This is a genomic window from Prosthecomicrobium sp. N25, assembly GCF_037203705.1.
Lineage (GTDB): Bacteria > Pseudomonadota > Alphaproteobacteria > Rhizobiales > Ancalomicrobiaceae > Prosthecodimorpha.
The window spans coordinates 374,531-391,200 of the sequence record NZ_JBBCAT010000001.1; the positions used below are offsets into that span (position 1 = coordinate 374,531).

Here is a 16,670-nt window from a genome sequence, read left to right on the forward strand (position 1 = left end):
AAGGGCCGGCTTCCGCCGGCCTGATCTTCGACGAGCGGCGCGGTCAGGCCGCGACCGGCGGGGCGACCCGGCCGAGCAGGCGCGAGATCACCTCCGGCCGCGCGGGCTTCGCCACGAAGACGTGCCGGATCTCGGCGAGGTCGGGATCGACCTCCGTCAGGCCCGACAGCACGATCACCCGGATGCCGCGCTCGGCCAGGTGCCGGGCGATCAGCGGCCCGGAACGGCCGTCGAGCAACGTCAGGTCGACGATCGCCACATCCACCGGCGTTCCGTCCACGATCTCCAGCGCGTCCACGAAGCGGCGCGCAGGGCCGACCGGCCGGTGGCCGGCTTCATAGATCAGGTCCTCCAGGAGAAGGGCCTGCACCGGGTCGTCTTCACAGATCAGCACGCGCAGGGACGTCACCGCAGGGCTCCTCGTCATGGCTGTCGAGACTGTGTTCATGGGTCAGCAGGCCACCAGGATGCGACGGCCGCGGCTGTCGAGCGCCCCGCCGACGCCGGCGCTCGAGCTCGTGGTGTTGCAACCCCCGAGGGCGAGGCACGCGACGATCGGGATCAGGATGGGGCGCATCGGCTGGACCTCCGGGGTTGGTTTCAGGCGGGGGTAAGAACCGGTCCCACGCGGGAATGTTCCGCCTCAGGCATTCCGGCCCGGCCCGAGCAGCCAGGCGATTCCGAGTACCGCCAGCGCGACGGCGGCGGCCCCTGCGGCGAGCCACGTCCCGAGCGCGGCGAGCGCCGCCGTGGCCGCCCAGGCGATCGACGAGAAGGCCTCCGCGAAGGTCGCCAGGCGCGAGGCCGTCTGGCGCCGCCGGAACTGGCTGCGCCGGGCCCGGGTGCGGAAGATGAACTGGATCAGCGTCGCCGCCCCCGCCGCCGCCGCGCATCCCGAAGCCGCCACCAGCGTGTGCCAGCCCGACACGGTCATCATGGCGACCAGGAAGGGGCCGACCACCGCCCCGACGGCGACCAGCACCGCCTCGACCTTGGCGAGGGTCACCCGACCCGCCGAGACCGGGGCGGTAGCGACCAGGTCCGGCGCGTCCTCGCCCGAGATCGTCAGCCAGGCGAGCCCCCCGGCGAGCTGCCCGGCCGCCATGACCAGCACCGGCACCAGGACCAGGAGGGCGCTGGAGCCCGACCCGAAGTTGCGCCAGAGCAGGAGGGCGGGAGGCACGAGGTAGAGGATCTGCATCAATGTCTGCGAGAGGAGCCAGGGGTCCCGTCCGATCAGCACCCACTCCTTCCGGCGCAGCGCCGCCGCGGGGGATCGCTGCGGCCGGAGCGGGCGCTCCCGCGCGACCGGGCCGGCGGACGCGGTCGCGCCCGCCGCCACCGCGTAGTCGCCGAACTTCGGCGCGAACAGCAGCACCGAGAGACAGAGGATCGCCAGGCCGGCCGCGACCACGGCCGCCAGCGGCAGCGGTTCTCCGGCCGCGGCCCGCACCGGCCACCAGAGCAGGCTGCCCGGATCCGGCGCCGCCGCGATCGTGTCGGACGACCGCAGCGCCGCGACCCGCGAGATCTGGCCGTAGAGGAGGATCGACGCGACCTGGATGATGATCACGAACGAGGCGCCCACGATGGCGGCGATCACCTGCGCGACCGTCCTCGTGCGCTTCGGCCCGATCAGGCGGAAGAGGCCGACCGTGACCCCGACCGCGATCCCCGTCGAGGCCGCCCCGAAGGCGAAGAGGACGAGGTAGGCGGACAGCCAGTGCGCCCCGTGGGTCCATGCCAGCGCGTCGATGAACGGCCCGGCCAGCAGGCCGGCCATCAGCGCGCCGGCAAGCGCCACCGCCCCGGTCCGGATCGCGAAGAGCGCGGCCGCGGGCGCCGGGGAGGCGAGGATCAGGTCGAGGTCAGCGCGCGCGTAGAAGGCGCGGGTGACGGACTCGAGCGCCTGGCTCAGCATCAGCGCCAGGATCATCGCGCCCGTCCCGCCGAACATCACCAGCGTCGCCTTGTCGCCGGTCGAGACCGGCCCGGAGCCGAGCATCGCCCCGTGCGCGACCAGGTGCAGGAAGGCCGCCAGCCCCAGCACCAGCACGGCGATGATCCGGGCGCGCGCGGGCCGCCCGGCCGAGACCATGCCGGCGAAATCGCGCCAGACGAGCCGGCACTCGTGGCGTGCGAACCAAGCGAGCGAGCCGGGCCCGGTCATTCCGCCGCCTCCGGCGCGGCCACGAGGTCCAGGAAGATGTCCTCCAGCGTGGCGTGGGTCGCGCCCGAGGCCGCGCGCAGGTCGGCGAGCGTGCCCTCCGCCACGAGCCGGCCCGCCGCGATGACGCCGATCCGCTCGGCCATGCGCTCGGCGACCTCCAGGATGTGGGTCGTCAGGATCACGGTCGCGCCGGCGCGCACCCGGGCGAGCAGCACGTCCTTCACCTGCCGGGCCGACCCGGCGTCGAGGCCGGTCAACGGCTCGTCCAGGATGATGAGGGCCGGATCGTGGATCAGCGCCCCGGCGAGCGCCACCTTCTGGCGCATGCCCTTGGAGAGGCCCTCGCAGCGGCGGCGCGCCTGCGCCTCCATGCCGAGCAGGGCAACGAGTTCGTCGGCCCGCCGCCCGGCCGCCGCGGCGCCGATGCCCCAGAGCCCGGCGACGAACTCCAGATACTCGAGCGGAGTCAGCTTGTCGTATATCATCGGCTCGTCGGACACCCAGGCGACCACCCGCTTGGCCGCGACCGGGTCGGCGAGCGCGTCGATGCCGAAGATCGAGATCGTGCCGGCGTCGGGCCTGAGGAGGCCGGCGACCATCCGGAGCGTGGTGGTCTTGCCCGCGCCGTTGGGCCCGAGCAGGGCGTAGAACTCGCCCGCCCGCACGGTCAGGTCGAGCCCGTCCACCGCCGGGCGGTCGAAGCGCTTCACGAGGTTTCGGACGGCCAGGGCAGGGGTTGCGTCGGGCATCGGCACTCGCGGCTCGGGGGCGGCGCTCCCCTCCGGAAGGCCGTCGCCACGATGGCACGGTCCCGGTTTCGGGCGGGTGAACGGAACCTCCCGGATCCGCCGCGACCCGGAACAATCCTGGGGCTTGGCCGTTCCCGCTCCGACCTTTCACGAGCGGCCGAGGAGCCTTCGCCATGACCGATCCCCAGACGCCCGACCCCCGCATCGGCCGGGTCGAGACCGACGGTCCGGTCGCCCGCGACCCGGACATCTCCGACCAGGACCGGATCGTCCGCATGCCCAATCAGGCCCGCCAGGGCAAGCCCGTCGGGTCCATGCGCTACGTGCTCGGCTTCGGCATCCTGCTCGTGGTCATCGGCTTCGTGATCTCCTACTTCGTCGGCCGAACCTGACGGCACGGCCGTCCGGCCGGGTTGCCCGCCCCGCCGTCGCGCGCTATCCGGGGCTCTGACCCGCCGTCGGGGGAGCCGGATGACAGCCGATGATAGCGCCGCCCCGCCCCGATCCGACACCGGTCCCGGCGCCGCGCGTCCGTCCGCCGCGGGCGCGGCCCCTGCGCGCACCGCCCCGCCGTCCGCCGCCACGCTCGCCCTGGCGGGCCTCGCCGTCCTCTTGATCGGCATCGGCTTCGGGCGCTTCGCCTATACCGCACTCGTCCCGGCGCTGATCGAGGCCGGCCGGCTGACCCCGTCGAGCGCCGGCTACGTGGCCGCCGCCAACTTCGCCGGCTACCTCTCGGGCGCGCTCCTCTCCGGCTGGGTCGCCCGGCTCGGGCGGCTCTCGGGCGTCGTCCGGCTGTCGCTCGCCGCCACTGCCCTGGCCTACGCCGCCTGCGCGGTCGATCTGGGACCCGTCTGGTTCGCCCTGTGGCGCTTCGTTCCCGGATTCACCGGCGCCACCCTGATGGTGCTCGTGCCCATGGCGATCCTCGCCGGCCTTCCGGCCGCCCGCCGCCCGGGCGCGGTCGGCCTGATGTTCACCGGGATCGGGCTCGGCATCATCTTCTCGGGCACCCTCGTCCCGGCCCTGGCGCGGCTCGGCGTCGCCTCCGCCTGGCTGGTGCTCGCCGCCCTGACCGTCCTGCTCTCCGCCCTCACCTGGAAACTGTGGACCTCGATCGCCCTGCCGGCTCCCGCGGCCCCGCCGGTCGGTGCCGCGAGCCCAAGGCGCCCCGGCGGGCCCGGGCCCGCCGTCGTGCTGGTCTTCGTCGCCTATGCGCTCGACGGCGCCGGCTTCGTCCCCCACACGGTCTACTGGGTCGAGTACGTGGCGCGTGCGCTCGGCCTGGGTTTCGGCGCCGGCGGCACCCACTGGATCCTCTTCGGGGTCGGCGCCATGGCGGGGCCGCTCCTGGTCGGCCGCCTCGCCGGCCGGTTCGGCTTCGGCCGCGCCTTCGTGGTCGCGCTTCTCCTCAAGGCGGCCGCGGTCGGCCTGCCCCTGGTCTCGTCCGCGACCCCGGCGCTGGTCGTCTCCTCCCTGGTGGTCGGCGCCCTGACGCCCGGCACCGCGACGCTGGCGGCCGGCCTCTCCGCCGAGATCGCCGGGGCGGCCCGCCAGCGGGCGCTCTGGGGATGGATGACCAGCGGCTTCGCGGCCACCCAGGCCCTGTCGGCCTCAGCCTTCGGTCACCTGCTGGGCGCCACCGGCTCCTACGCCCTCCTCTTTGCCACGGGAGCGATCCTCCTCGCCGCCGCCGCCGTGCTCGCCGAGGCCGGGCGCCGGCTGGCCCGTCCTGCCAGGGCCTGACGACGACGAGGATGGCGGCCGCCCCGATAACGTCCAGCTTTCGCTTCGGTTGCGTCAAGGTTCCACCATGCAGGTTGCCTAAAATTCGAGGACGACTGTCTCAAGGAGGATTGCACATGCGTCTACTCGGATATGCGCTGGCGGTCGCGGTCGCGGTCGCGGTCGCGGCTGGAGCGGCGGCGCCGGCCGCGGCCGCACCGACCGTTCCGCTGACCGGCCCGGCCCGGATCGCGGCCGGCGATGAAGCCCTGGTCACCCCGGTCCACGGCTCGCACTGCAGCCGCCAGTGGTCGAACCGCCTCGGCTGGCACAGCCACTGCGCCCGGCCGCGGGCCTACTACTACGGACCGCGCTACGGGGTCCGGCCCTACTACCGGCACCACCACTACTACCGCCACCACTGGCATCATCCCCATGTGCGCGTGAAGGTGCGCTGACCTCCGGCGGACGGCCCCGCCCCCTGCGGAAGGCCGTCCCCACCCCCGGGCAGTGGACAAGTCCCGCCGGCCGGGCCAATACGCTGGCTCGGGACTGATCCGGGCACGGGAGCCGGCATGGCCGCCAGGGCACTGATGATCCAGGGGACCGGCTCGGACGTGGGCAAGTCCGTCCTCGTCGCCGGGCTCGCCCGCGCCTTCGCGCTGCGCGGCCTCGCGGTACGGCCCTTCAAGCCGCAGAACATGTCGAACAACGCCGCCGTGACGGCCGACGGCGGCGAGATCGGCCGGGCCCAGGCCCTGCAGGCGCGCGCAGCCCGCGTGGCGCCGAGCGTGCACATGAACCCCGTGCTCCTGAAGCCCCAGAGCGAGGTCGGCTCCCAGGTCGTCGTCCAGGGCCGGATCCTGGGCAACGCGAAGGCGCGCGAGTACCAGGGCTGGAAGCCGCGCCTCATGGGGGCCGTGCGCGACAGCTTCGCGCGCCTCCTCGGCGAGGCGGACCTGGTCCTGGTCGAGGGCGCCGGCAGCGTCGCGGAGGTGAACCTGCGCGCCGGCGACATCGCCAACATGGGCTTCGCCCGGGCCGAGGACGTGCCCGTGGTCCTCGTCGGCGACATCGACCGCGGCGGCGTGATCGCCCAGATCGCCGGCACGAAGGTGGTCCTCGATCCCGACGACGCGGCCCTGGTGGCCGGTTTCGTGGTCAACAAGTTCCGCGGCGATCCCACCCTCTTCGCCGACGGCATGGCGCTGATCGAGCGCCACACGGGTTGGCCCGCCCTCGGCCTCGTGCCGCACTTCCCGGCCGCCGCCAGGCTGCCCGCCGAGGACGCCGTCGCGCTGTCCCGCCGCGAGCCCGCCGGCGACGGCCGCGTGACCGTCGCGGTGCCCGTCCTGCCCCACATCGCCAACTTCGACGACCTCGACCCGCTGAAGCGCGAACCCGGCCTCCGCGTGCTGCTCCTCCGCCCCGGGGAAGCCCTGCCGGCCGAAACCGACCTCGTGCTGCTGCCGGGCTCGAAGGCCACGATCGACGACCTCGCCCATTTCCGCAGGGCCGGCTGGGACGTCGATCTCGCCGCGCATGTCCGCCGGGGCGGGCGCGTCCTCGGCGTCTGCGGCGGCTACCAGATGCTCGGCCGCCTGGTCGCCGACCCGGACGGCATGGAGGGCCCCCCGGGGACCGTCGAGGGCCTCGGCCTGCTCGACGTCGAGACCGTGCTGACCGGCTCGAAGGCCCTGACGGCGGTCGCGGGCGTCACGGTCCGCGAGGGGGCGCCGGTCCGCGGCTACGAGATGCATGTCGGCCGGACGACCGGTCCGGACACCGCCCGCCCCCTCGTCCGCCTCGCCGACGGCCGGCCGGACGGCGCGGTGCGGTCCGATGGTCTCGTCGCCGGTACCTACCTGCATGGCCTCTTCGCCGACGACGAGGGCCGGTCCGCGTTCATGCGTTCCCTCGGCGCGGAGCCGTCCGGCCTCGCCTACGAGGCCGAGGTCGAGGCGACGCTCGACGCCCTGGCGCGGCACCTCGAGACGCACCTGGACCTCGACCGTCTCCTGGGCCTCGCCCGCGTTCCCCGGTCGGCGGGCGCGCCCGGCTTGTCGGACACGGGTCCGCATGCACATATTCAAGATCTACAGAGGATTGACCCATGAACCGACCCGCGATCAGCCGCCGTACCCTCCTCGCCGGATTGTCGACGCTCCCGCTCGTGGCGGCGGGCGGCGCATCGGCGGGGCCGCTCAGGATCCGCGGCATCGAGGTCGACACCCGCCCGCTCGCCGCCAAGGGCGTGCCGCGCTACGCGGCGTTGACCCGGGAGGTCGCGCTGCCCTACGCCCGCGCGGCTTTCGGGGGCGACGTGGTGAACGATCGCTCCGCCCCGTTGCTGGTGATCGAGATCTCGTCCATCCAGATGATCGCCTATGCGGGCGGCAGCCGCGCCCGCGACGACGACTACAGCCAGGACACGATCGTCGGCGCCGCCGTCCTGGTCGGCCCGGGCGGCCAGGTGCTGGCGCGCCGTCCCCTGCACGCCACCCGCGACCCGGCCGCAGGCGGTGCTTGGTTCCAGGTCGAGGAGAGTGAACGTCGTCGCCTGGCGAACCTTTGCGAGAGCCTCGTCTATTGGCTCCGTCGCGAGTTCTGAGCAGGGCTCCGCTTCGTAAGCTTGACGTCAGTCGTGATCGCGACATCGTGACCGGGTCGCGAGGTATTCGTCCGCGGAGCGCCAGAATCTCTCGCTAAGGCATGGCAGCCGCCAGGATTTTCTGGTTTAGTCCGATCATTCGGAAGAGGCGGTCGTCATGGCAGGTCGCCGGCCCGGTTGATCCGGGCGGGTGGCGGGCCCCGTATGGCTCCCGGTGGCGGGGCCGAAGCCGCCGGGAGAATGGGATGGCACGTTTTTTCAGTTGGCTCCTGGCGCTTGCCTGCCTGGCGGGGGTGATCGTCGCCACGGGCTTCTACAGACCGGAATATCTGCCGCGGCCGCTCTATGAAGCGCTCCTGAAGCAGGGCCTGGCGGCGCCGATGCCCGTGCAGGCCGGGGCCGCGACCAGCGGCGCGCCCGCGCCGGGCCGCCAGGGGGCCGCCGCGCCCGGCGGCGGCGGTCAGCAGCGTCCGACCGCCGTGGAGGCCCAGAAGGTCCGCATCGGCACCGTCAGCTCGACCCTCACCGCCGTCGGCACGCTCCGCGCCGACGAGACCATCACGGTCTCCGCCGAGATCGACGGCCGCATATCCGAGGTGGTCGTCCAGGAAGGCACCAAGGTGAAGGCCGGCGACGTCCTCTTCCGCCTCGACGACAGCATGCTGAAGGCCACGCTCGCCCAGGCCCGCGCCGAGCTTGCGCTCGCCGAGGCGAACTACGAGCGCGCCGACACGCTCTTCCGCCAGAAGTCCGGCACCGAGCGGACCCGCGACGAGAGCCGCTACACCCTGGACCGGACCCGCGCCAACGTGGACCTGGTCTCCAGCCAGCTCGACAAGGCCACCGTCCGCGCCTCCTTCGACGGGGTCGTGGGCCTGAGGAGCATCGGCCTCGGCGAATATGTCAACAAGGGCGAGCAGCTCATCGTGCTCAACAAGGTCGACCCCGTGAAGGTCGACTTCCGGCTTCCGGAGGTGGAGCTCGCCAACGTCAAGGTCGGCTCGAAGGTCAAGATCGAGATGGATGCCCTGCCGGGCCGCTTCTACGAGGGCGAGGTCTACGCCATCGACCCGCAGGTCGACATCAACGGCCGCTCGCTCCAACTGCGGGCCAAGGTCGCCAACACCTCCGGCGATCTGAAGCCCGGCCTCTTCGCCCGCGTCGAGATCACGACGGCCTCGCGCCCGAACGCCATCATCATTCCGGAATCCGCCGTCGTCAGCCAGGGCCGCGACCGGTTCGCCTACGTGGTGAAGGACAACAAGGCCACGCGCGTGAAGCTCGTCACGGGCATCCGCCAGCCGGGCAGCGTCGAGGTCATCCAGGGCATCGGCCGCGACGACACGGTCGTGGTGACCGGCCAGCAGCGCCTGCGCGACGGCCTCGCCGTCGAGGTGGTCGGCACCGGCCCGACCTCCTGACGCCGCGCGCCCGGGCCGGCCCCGGCCCCGGCCCCGAGCCCCATCCGGAAATCCCGATCGAGGTCGATCAATGTCTCTCTACGAGCTCTGCGTCCGCCGGCCGGTGTTCACCACCGTCATGACGCTGATGATGTGCCTGATCGGGGCGGTCTCCTACCAGCGCCTGTCCGTGCGCGAATACCCGAACATCGACGAGCCGGTGGTCTCCGTCACGACGCGCTACCCGGGCGCCTCGCCGGAGATCATGGAGAGCCAGATCACCCAGATCGTCGAGGGTGCGGTCGCGGGCATCGAGGGCATCGACGTCCTGACCTCGTCGAGCCGCTCGGAGACGAGCCGCATCACCCTCCGCTTCCGCTCCAGCGTGAACCCCTCCGAGGCCGCCGCCGACGTGCGCGACCGGGTGGGCCGCATCCGCGGCCGCCTGCCCGACGCCGTCGACGAGCCTGTCATCCAGAAGGTCGAGGCCGACGCCCAGCCGATCATCTACCTCGCCTTCTATTCCAACCGGATGTCCGCCCTCGAGACGACCGACTTTCTCGACCGCTTCGTCATCGACCGCCTGCGCAACGTCGACGGCGTCGCCGACGTGACCATCCTGGGCGAGCGCCGCTACGCCATGCGGATCTGGGTCGACGCCCAGCGCCTCGCCGCCTACCGGCTGACCATCCAGGATCTCGAGACCGCGCTCCGCGGCCAGAACGTCGAGGTGCCGACCGGCCGCATCGAGAGCCGCGACCGCGAGTTCACCGTCCTGTCCCGCACCGGCCTGACCACGCCGGAGGAGTTCGAGCGCATCGTCCTGCGCCAGACCGGCGGCACCCTGGTGCGCCTCGGCGACGTCGCCAAGGCCGAACTCGCCGCCGCCGACAACCGTCGCTTCAGCCGCTACAACGGCCAGGACGCGGTGACGCTCGGCATCGTCAAGCAGGCCGTCGCCAACCCGCTCGACGTCTCGTCCGGCATCAAGAAGCGCATGGACGAGATCACCCCGGACCTGCCCCAGGGCCTGACCGGCGAGGTCGCCTACGACACCTCGGTCTTCATCGACCGCTCCATCAAGGCGGTGTTCACGACCATCGGCGAGGCCGTGATCCTCGTCGTGCTGGTCATCTTCTTCTTCCTCCGTTCGATCCGCGCGACCCTCATCCCGCTCGTCACCATCCCGGTGTCGCTGATCACCACCTTCGCGCTGATGTTCGCGCTCGGCTTCACGGTCAACACCCTGACCCTGCTCGCCTTCGTGCTCGCCATCGGCCTCGTCGTCGACGACGCCATCGTGGTGCTGGAGAACATCCACCGCCGCATCGAGCACGGCGAGAAGCCGTTCAGGGCCTCCATCGAGGGCACGCGCGAGATCGCCTTCGCGGTCGTGGCGATGACCATTACGCTCGCCGCCGTCTACGCCCCGCTCGCCTTCTCGGAGGGCCGCACCGGCAAGCTCTTCATCGAGTTCGCCCTGACGCTCGCCTGCTCGGTGCTCGTCTCGGGCTTCATCGCCCTGACGCTCTCGCCGATGATGTGCTCGCGCATCCTCAAGGAGCACGAGAAGCACGGCTTCGTTTTCGGGCTCCTGGAGAAATTCTTCCACGGGGTCGAGAGCGGCTACCGCTGGCTCCTGCGCGGCGCCCTCGCCATCCGGCCCTTCGTGGTGATCGGCGCCGTGGTGGTCGCCGGCGTCGCCTGGCAGCTCGCCAGCACCATCAAGCAGGAGCTCTCGCCCGTCGAGGACCGCGGCGTCATCCAGGGCTTCGGCGTCGCCCCCGAGGGCTCGACCATCGACTTCGTCGAGCGCTACGCCAACCAGACCGAGGCCATCTACCAGAAGATCCCGGAGGTGAAGGGCATCGTCGTCTCGGGCGGCTTCCCGAACGTGACCAACGCCTTCGCGATCGCCCGGCTGGTCGACTGGGACCAGCGGACCCGCCGCCAGCAGGACATCGTCCCGACCCTCTTCCCGCAGTTCTCCCGCATCCCGGGCATGAACTTCTTTGCCAACAACCCGCCCTCGCTCGGCGGCAGCTTCAACGCGCGCCCGATCGAATACGTCATCCAGACCTCCGGCACCTACCAGGACCTTCAGGAGGCCGTCGACAAGATGCTGGCGAAGATCCGGACCTTCCCGGGCCTCGTCAACGTCGACACGGACCTGAAGCTGAACCAGCCCCAGGTCGAGGTGCGCCTCAACCGCGACAAGGTCCTCGACAGCGGCCTGCAGGTCGAGCAGGTCGGCCGCACGCTGGAGACCATGCTGGGCGGCCGCGTCGTCACCCGCTTCGAGCGCTCCGGCGAGCAGTACGACGTCATCGTCCAACTCGCCGCCGACAACCGCGCTACCCCCCAGGCGCTGTCCCAGCTCTACGTGCGCGGCCAGGACGGGGCGATGATCCAGCTCTCCAACGTGGTCGACCTCCGGGAGAACGCCGCCGCCAACTCCCTGAACCGCTTCAACCAGATGCGCGCCGCCACCATCACGGCCTCCCTCGGGTCGGGGGTGACCCAGGGCGAGGCGCTCGACTTCCTCGACAAGGCCGCCGAGGAGGTTCTGCCCGCCACGGCGCGCACCGACGTGGCCGGCCAGAGCCGCGAGTTCCGCAACTCCGCCTCCAGCCTGATCTTCGTCATGGCCCTGTCGGCGGTCTTCATCTTCCTGGTGCTCGCCGCCCAGTTCGAGAGCTTCGTCGACCCGCTCATCATCATGCTGTCGGTGCCACTGTCCATGGCCGGCGCCCTCTACGCACTCGACGCCTCGGGCGGGACCCTGAACGTCTATTCCAAGATCGGCCTCGTCACGCTGATCGGCCTGATCACCAAGCACGGCATCCTGATCGTGGAGTTCGCCAACCAGCTTCAGGAGAAGGGCCTGCCCAAGCGCCAGGCGGTCCTCGACGCCGCCACCTTGCGGCTTCGGCCGATCCTGATGACCACGGGGGCCATGGTGCTCGGCGCCATCCCGCTCGCGCTCGCCCACGGCGCCGGCGCCGAGAGCCGCCAGCAGATCGGCTGGGTCATCGTCGGCGGCATGAGCTTCGGCACGCTCCTGACCCTCTTCGTCGTCCCGACGGTCTACTTCATGATCGCCCGCGAGCACGCCCGCGACCGCCACGAGGACCTCGGCGGGCCGGCGGGCGGCCACGGCGCCCCCGCCCATGACCCCGACGCCCACGGCCACGTGCCGGCCGCCTCCGCCCCGATCCCCGCGCCCGCCCGGCGGGAAGCCGCGGAGGTCGCCCCCGCGGCGCCGGCGCCCGTCGCGGCCCCGGCTCCGGCCGCGGTCCCGGCCGCCGAGGCCGTCGCCGCCCCGGTCCCGGTGGCATCCCCTCCCGTCGCCCCGCCCGCGGCGGAGACTCCCACCGTGGTGGTGGTGCCGCCCCCCGCGGAGGCCGGAAGGCCGGCCGGCGGGATCCGCCCGGTGCCGCAGCCCATCTACGCCCACCCGCGCGGCAACCCCTTCCCGACCATGCGCGACCCCCGGCCCTCCGGTTCCGGCGCCTGACCGACCGGTTTCCTGACCTAAGGGTTCTTCCTGAGGTGTTTCGGTTGGTCCGGTACGATTGACCGTCCGAGCGGGGTTCCGAGGTAAGATCGACCACCGGACCGCCCCGCCACCCGCCACACTGGCATGATTTGCCTCCAGGAAAATTTTAAGCTCAAAGCATTCCCGGCGTGACCGCGGCCGGAGCGGCGGCGGCAGGCCCGGGCTTGCGGGAGCCCGCCATGTCCCCAGCGGCATCGATCCTCGGCCCTTCGGCCCATCTCGACAGCTTCGCGCGCGACAACCTGCCGGACCGGTCCCTCTGGCCGGACCTCCTCCTGGACCGCCCCGAATTCCGCTACCCGGCCCGCCTCAACGCCGCCGCGGAACTGGTCGACCGCCATGTCGCCGAGGGGCGCGGCACCCGTCCCGCCCTGCGCTTCGCGGCCGGCACCTGGACCTACGCGGAGCTGAAGGAGAAGATCGACCGCATCGCCGGCGTCCTCGCCCGAGACCTCGGCCTCGTCCCCGGTAACCGCGTCCTCCTGCGCGCCGCCAATACGCCCATGATGGTCGCCGTCTACCTGGCGGTGCTCAAGGCCGGCGGCGTCGTGGTCGCCACCATGCCGCTCCTGCGCGCCCGCGAGCTGGCCGTCATCATCGGGAAGGCCCGCATCAGCCACGCCCTCTGCGACGCGCGGCTCCTCGACGAGCTCGACAAGGCGCGCCCGTCCGCCCCGACCCTCGCCTCCGTGACGGCGTTCGGGGCCGGCGACGACACCGGCCTGGAGGCCCTGATGGCCGGGGCCGCCCCGACCTTCCAGGCCGTCGACACGTCGGCCGACGACGTCGCCCTGATCGCCTTCACGTCCGGCACCACCGGGGTGCCCAAGGGCACGATGCATTTCCACCGGGATCTCCTGGCCACCTGCGACGCCTATGCGGCCCATTGCCTGAAGCCGACCCCGGACGACCGCTTCATGGGCTCGCCGCCGCTCGCCTTCACGTTCGGCCTCGGCGGCCTCGTCCTTTTCCCCTTCCGGTTCGGCGCCTCCACCTGCCTGCCGGACAGGACGGCCCCGCTGGACCTCCTCGACGCCATCGACCGCTACCGGCCGACCGTGCTGTTCACCGCCCCGACGGCCTACCGCGCCATGCTGGCCGAGGCGGGACGCCACGACCTCTCCTCTCTCAGGATCTGCGTCTCGGCCGGCGAGGCCCTGCCGAGGCCCACCTGGGAGGCCTGGAAGGCCGCGACCGGCCTCTCGATCACGGAAGGCATCGGGGCGACCGAGATGCTGCACATCTTCATCGGCTCCACCCCCGAGGACGTCGTCCCCGGCGCGACCGGCCGTCCCGTCCCGGGCTACGAGGCCAAGGTGGTGGACGAGGACGGCAGCGAGGTCCCGGACGGCACGCCCGGCCGCCTCGCCGTGCGCGGCCCGACGGGCTGCCGCTACCTGGCGGACGACCGCCAGGCGGTCTACGTCCGCGACGGCTGGAACATCACCGGCGATACCTACGTGCGGGATGCCGACGGCCGCTTCTGGTACCAGGCGCGCTCGGACGACATGATCGTCTCGGCCGGCTACAACATCGCCGGCCCGGAGGTCGAAGCCGCGCTCCTGACCCACCCGGCGGTCGCCGAATGCGGGGTCGTCGGCGCCCCGGACGCCGACCGCGGCCAGGTCGTGAAGGCCTACGTGGTGCTGAAGCCCGGCGCGACGGCCTCCGCGTCCCTCGCCGAGGAGCTGAAGGCCCACGTCAAGGCGGAGATCTCGCCCTACAAGTACCCGCGTGTCGTCGAGTTCGTCGACAAGCTGCCGCGCACCGACACCGGCAAGCTGCAGCGCTTCGCCCTGCGCGCCCGCGCCGCCGAGGAGGCCGCCGGCGGCTCCGTGGCCGCCTGAGCGCGACCGCTGGCCCGGGCGGTCACGTGTATTTCAGCGTGATCCCCCCGTCGACGACGAGCTCGATCCCGGTCACGTATTTCGATTCGTCGGAGGCCAGGAACAGCGCCGCGTAGGCGACGTCCCACGCGTCCCCCATATGGCCCATCGGCACCTGGGAATCCCGCTTGCGCCACATCGCCTCGACGTCGCCGCCCGCATAGGCCTTGGCGAGCCCCGCCGCGTTCTCCACCATCGGGGTCTTCATCAGCCCCGGCGCGATGGCGTTCACCCGCACCTTCCGGGCGGCGTACTCCACGGCCGTCGTCCGGGTCAGGTGCGCGAGGGCGGCCTTGGTGGCCGAATAGGTGCAGTAGGGCACGCCCGTGTAGCGCAGGCCCGCGATCGACGTGATGTTGACGATCGACCCGCCGCCCTGCTCCACCATGGGCGGGATCGCGTGCTTCATCGCCAGGAAGGCGGTCTTCAGGTTGACGTCGAAGACCCGGTCCCACTCGGCCTCCGAGATCTCGACGACGCCCCCCACCTCGGCGATGCCGATGTTGTTGTCCAGGATGTCGATCCGTCCGTAGCGGGCGCGGGCCGCCTGGATCGCCGCCGCCACCTCCGCCTCCCGCGTCGCGTCGCAGGTGAGCGGGAGGGCGTCGCCCCCCTCCAGGCGGATGATCTCCGCGGTCTCCTCCGCGGCCGCCGCATTGCGGTCGACCGCCACCACCTTGGCGCCTTCGCGGGCGAAGAGCACGGCGGTGGCCTTGCCGTTGCCCCAGCCGGGTCCGCTCGACCCGGCGCCCATCACCATCGCCACCTTGTGCTTGAGCCGGCCATGCATGAGGCGTCCCCTGTCTCCTGCCCACCCCGTGCATCCCATGAGGCCTCGCCGCCGCGTGCCCGGCAAGGCCGCTCCCGGCATGGCTCCCGCGCGCGCCGCATCAGTGTGCTTCCGGACCACGCCGGCTGGCGGCTTGCGCTAGAATGTTAAATTCTACGACACAGCGGAGGCGCCGATGGCCGTAACGATGCAGGTCCTGGGGGCGGCCCGGACCGTGACCGGACTTCAGCTCCTCTTCGAGACCGGTCGCACCCGCGTCCTCGTCGACTGCGGCATGTTCCAGGGTCCGAAGAGCCTGAAGGCCCTCAACTACGAGCCCTTCCCCTACGATCCCGGCTCGATCGCCTGCCTGCTCCTGACCCATGCCCATGTCGACCACGCGGGCCTGATCCCGAAGCTCGTCAAGGCCGGCTTCCCCGGCCCGGTCTACGCCACCCGCGCCACCGTCGATCTCTGCTCCGCGCTGCTGCCGGACTCCGGCCATATCCAGGAGATGGAGGTGGAGGCCCTGAACCGGCGCAACGCCCGCCGCGGCCATGCGGAGGTCACCCCGATCTACACCGCCGAGGACGCCCGCGCGGCTCTGTCGAGCTTCCGGCCCGTCGATCCCGGCCAATGGCTCTCGCCCGCCCCCGGCGTGCGGGCCCGCTACTGGAACGCCGGCCACATCCTCGGGTCGGCGTCGATCGAACTGGAGCTGTCCGACGGCGGCGACGCCCCCGTCCGCGTCATGGTCTCCGGTGATATCGGCCCCGACGCCGCCGCCCTGCAGCGCGATCCGGAAGGGCCGTCCGGCTTCGACTGGGTGGTCCTGGAATCGACCTACGGCGACGAGGACCGTCCGGCGACCGACCGGGAGGCCCGCCGGGACCGTCTCGCCGCCATCGTCCGGGAGGCCTGGGGCGGCACCGGCGTTCTGTTGATCCCCGCCTTCGCGGTCGAGCGCACGCAGGAGATCGCCCTCGATCTCGTCGAGCTGATGCGCCGGCAGGCGATCCCGCGCTTCCCCGTCTTCGTGGACTCGCCGCTCGCCATCAGGGCGACCGAGGTCTTCCTGGCCCACGCCGCCGAGCTGGACGAGGGCATCGACCTCGCCGCCGCCTTCCGCACCCCCGAACTCCGCTTCACCGAGACCGCCGACGAGAGCAAGGCGATTGCCCGCATCGCCAGCTTCCATGCCGTCATCGCCGCCAGCGGCATGTGCGAGGCCGGCCGCATCCGCCACCACCTGAAGCGCTGGCTGCACCGGCGCGACGCCACGGTCCTCCTCGCCGGCTTCCAGGCCGAGGGCACCCTCGGGCGCCTGCTGCAGGACGGGGTCCGCGCGGTCCGCATCCAGGGCGAGGAGAGCCTCGTCCGCGCTCGCATCCGCCGCATCGACGACTATTCGGGCCACGCCGACGCGCCCGAGCTCCTCGCCTGGCTCGCCGCACGCGGGCCCGTCGCCCGCGGCGTGGCCCTTGTCCATGGCGAGCCGCCGGCCATCGATGCCCTGGCGGACCGCATCGAGGCAGCCGCCGCGGCCGGCACCATGCCCCCCGTCCGGATCCTGAAGCCCGCGCTCGACGAGCGCATCGACCTTCGCGACGGCCGCACGCTCGACGCGCCGCCGAACACGCGCCCGCGCGCCGACCCGGCCCGCATCGGTCGTCTCGACTGGCACAACGACCTGTCCCGGCTGCTCCTCGACATCTCCGAGGCGGTCGACCGGGCGGCCGACGAGAAGGCCAGGGGCGTCGTGATCCGGCGCCTGCGCCGGGCGCTCGAGGACGAGTGACGG

General features: G+C 72.3%; 14 protein-coding genes. 9 read left to right on the forward strand and 5 right to left on the reverse strand.

Annotation, left to right across the window (positions count from 1 at the left end):
- Positions 1-43: 43 nt before the first annotated feature.
- From WBG79_RS01755 to WBG79_RS01770, 4 genes are all read right to left on the reverse strand, one after another.
- Positions 44-409, reverse strand: a complete 366-nt coding sequence (locus WBG79_RS01755; RefSeq protein ID WP_337355389.1) for a response regulator — start codon at positions 407-409, stop codon at positions 44-46.
- Between the two features lie 42 nt (positions 410-451).
- Positions 452-577 carry a hypothetical protein gene (locus WBG79_RS01760; protein WP_337355390.1) on the reverse strand — a complete coding sequence of 42 codons (126 nt, stop codon included), beginning with the start codon at positions 575-577 and terminating at the stop codon, positions 452-454.
- 66 nt (positions 578-643) lie between these two features.
- Positions 644-2,170: a permease gene (locus WBG79_RS01765; RefSeq protein WP_337355391.1), complete on the reverse strand. Its 1,527-nt coding sequence runs from the start codon at positions 2,168-2,170 to the stop codon at positions 644-646.
- Complete coding sequence (locus WBG79_RS01770; RefSeq protein ID WP_337355392.1) at positions 2,167-2,919, reverse strand: ABC transporter ATP-binding protein; 753 nt, start codon at positions 2,917-2,919, stop codon at positions 2,167-2,169. Before WBG79_RS01770 ends, WBG79_RS01765 begins: the two co-directional genes overlap by 4 nt.
- 173 nt (positions 2,920-3,092) lie before the next feature.
- Here WBG79_RS01770 and WBG79_RS01775 point away from each other — a divergent pair, with 173 nt between their 5' ends.
- From WBG79_RS01775 to WBG79_RS01810, 8 genes are all read left to right on the forward strand, one after another.
- Positions 3,093-3,311, forward strand: coding sequence for a hypothetical protein (locus WBG79_RS01775; RefSeq protein ID WP_337355393.1), 219 nt, complete (start codon positions 3,093-3,095; stop codon positions 3,309-3,311).
- A 79-nt stretch (positions 3,312-3,390) separates the two neighbouring features.
- Positions 3,391-4,665 (forward strand): YbfB/YjiJ family MFS transporter, encoded by a 1,275-nt coding sequence (locus WBG79_RS01780; protein WP_337355394.1) that lies wholly within the window; start codon positions 3,391-3,393, stop codon positions 4,663-4,665.
- 116 nt (positions 4,666-4,781) lie between these two features.
- On the forward strand, positions 4,782-5,102 hold the full coding sequence (locus WBG79_RS01785) for a hypothetical protein (protein WP_337355395.1): 321 nt from the start codon (positions 4,782-4,784) through the stop codon (positions 5,100-5,102).
- Positions 5,103-5,219: 117 nt separating this feature from the next.
- On the forward strand, positions 5,220-6,761 hold the full coding sequence (locus WBG79_RS01790; RefSeq protein ID WP_337355396.1) for a cobyric acid synthase: 1,542 nt from the start codon (positions 5,220-5,222) through the stop codon (positions 6,759-6,761).
- Positions 6,758-7,255, forward strand: coding sequence for a hypothetical protein (locus tag WBG79_RS01795; RefSeq protein WP_337355397.1), 498 nt, complete (start codon positions 6,758-6,760; stop codon positions 7,253-7,255). Before WBG79_RS01790 ends, WBG79_RS01795 begins: the two co-directional genes overlap by 4 nt.
- A gap of 245 nt (positions 7,256-7,500) precedes the next feature.
- Positions 7,501-8,676, forward strand: coding sequence for an efflux RND transporter periplasmic adaptor subunit (locus WBG79_RS01800; RefSeq protein WP_337355398.1), 1,176 nt, complete (start codon positions 7,501-7,503; stop codon positions 8,674-8,676).
- A 70-nt stretch (positions 8,677-8,746) separates the two neighbouring features.
- Positions 8,747-12,172, forward strand: coding sequence for an efflux RND transporter permease subunit (locus WBG79_RS01805; RefSeq protein ID WP_337355399.1), 3,426 nt, complete (start codon positions 8,747-8,749; stop codon positions 12,170-12,172).
- Positions 12,173-12,393: 221 nt separating this feature from the next.
- Positions 12,394-14,061 carry a benzoate-CoA ligase family protein gene (locus tag WBG79_RS01810; RefSeq protein ID WP_337355400.1) on the forward strand — a complete coding sequence of 556 codons (1,668 nt, stop codon included), beginning with the start codon at positions 12,394-12,396 and terminating at the stop codon, positions 14,059-14,061.
- A 22-nt stretch (positions 14,062-14,083) separates the two neighbouring features.
- Here the strand turns inward: WBG79_RS01810 and WBG79_RS01815 are convergent, their stop codons facing one another.
- A complete protein-coding gene (locus tag WBG79_RS01815; protein ID WP_337355401.1) occupies positions 14,084-14,890 on the reverse strand; it encodes an SDR family NAD(P)-dependent oxidoreductase in 807 nt (268 codons plus the stop codon).
- A 175-nt stretch (positions 14,891-15,065) separates the two neighbouring features.
- Here WBG79_RS01815 and WBG79_RS01820 point away from each other — a divergent pair, with 175 nt between their 5' ends.
- Entirely contained in the window at positions 15,066-16,667 is a 1,602-nt protein-coding gene (locus tag WBG79_RS01820) for an MBL fold metallo-hydrolase (protein WP_337355402.1), read from the forward strand.
- Positions 16,668-16,670 lie beyond the last annotated feature (3 nt).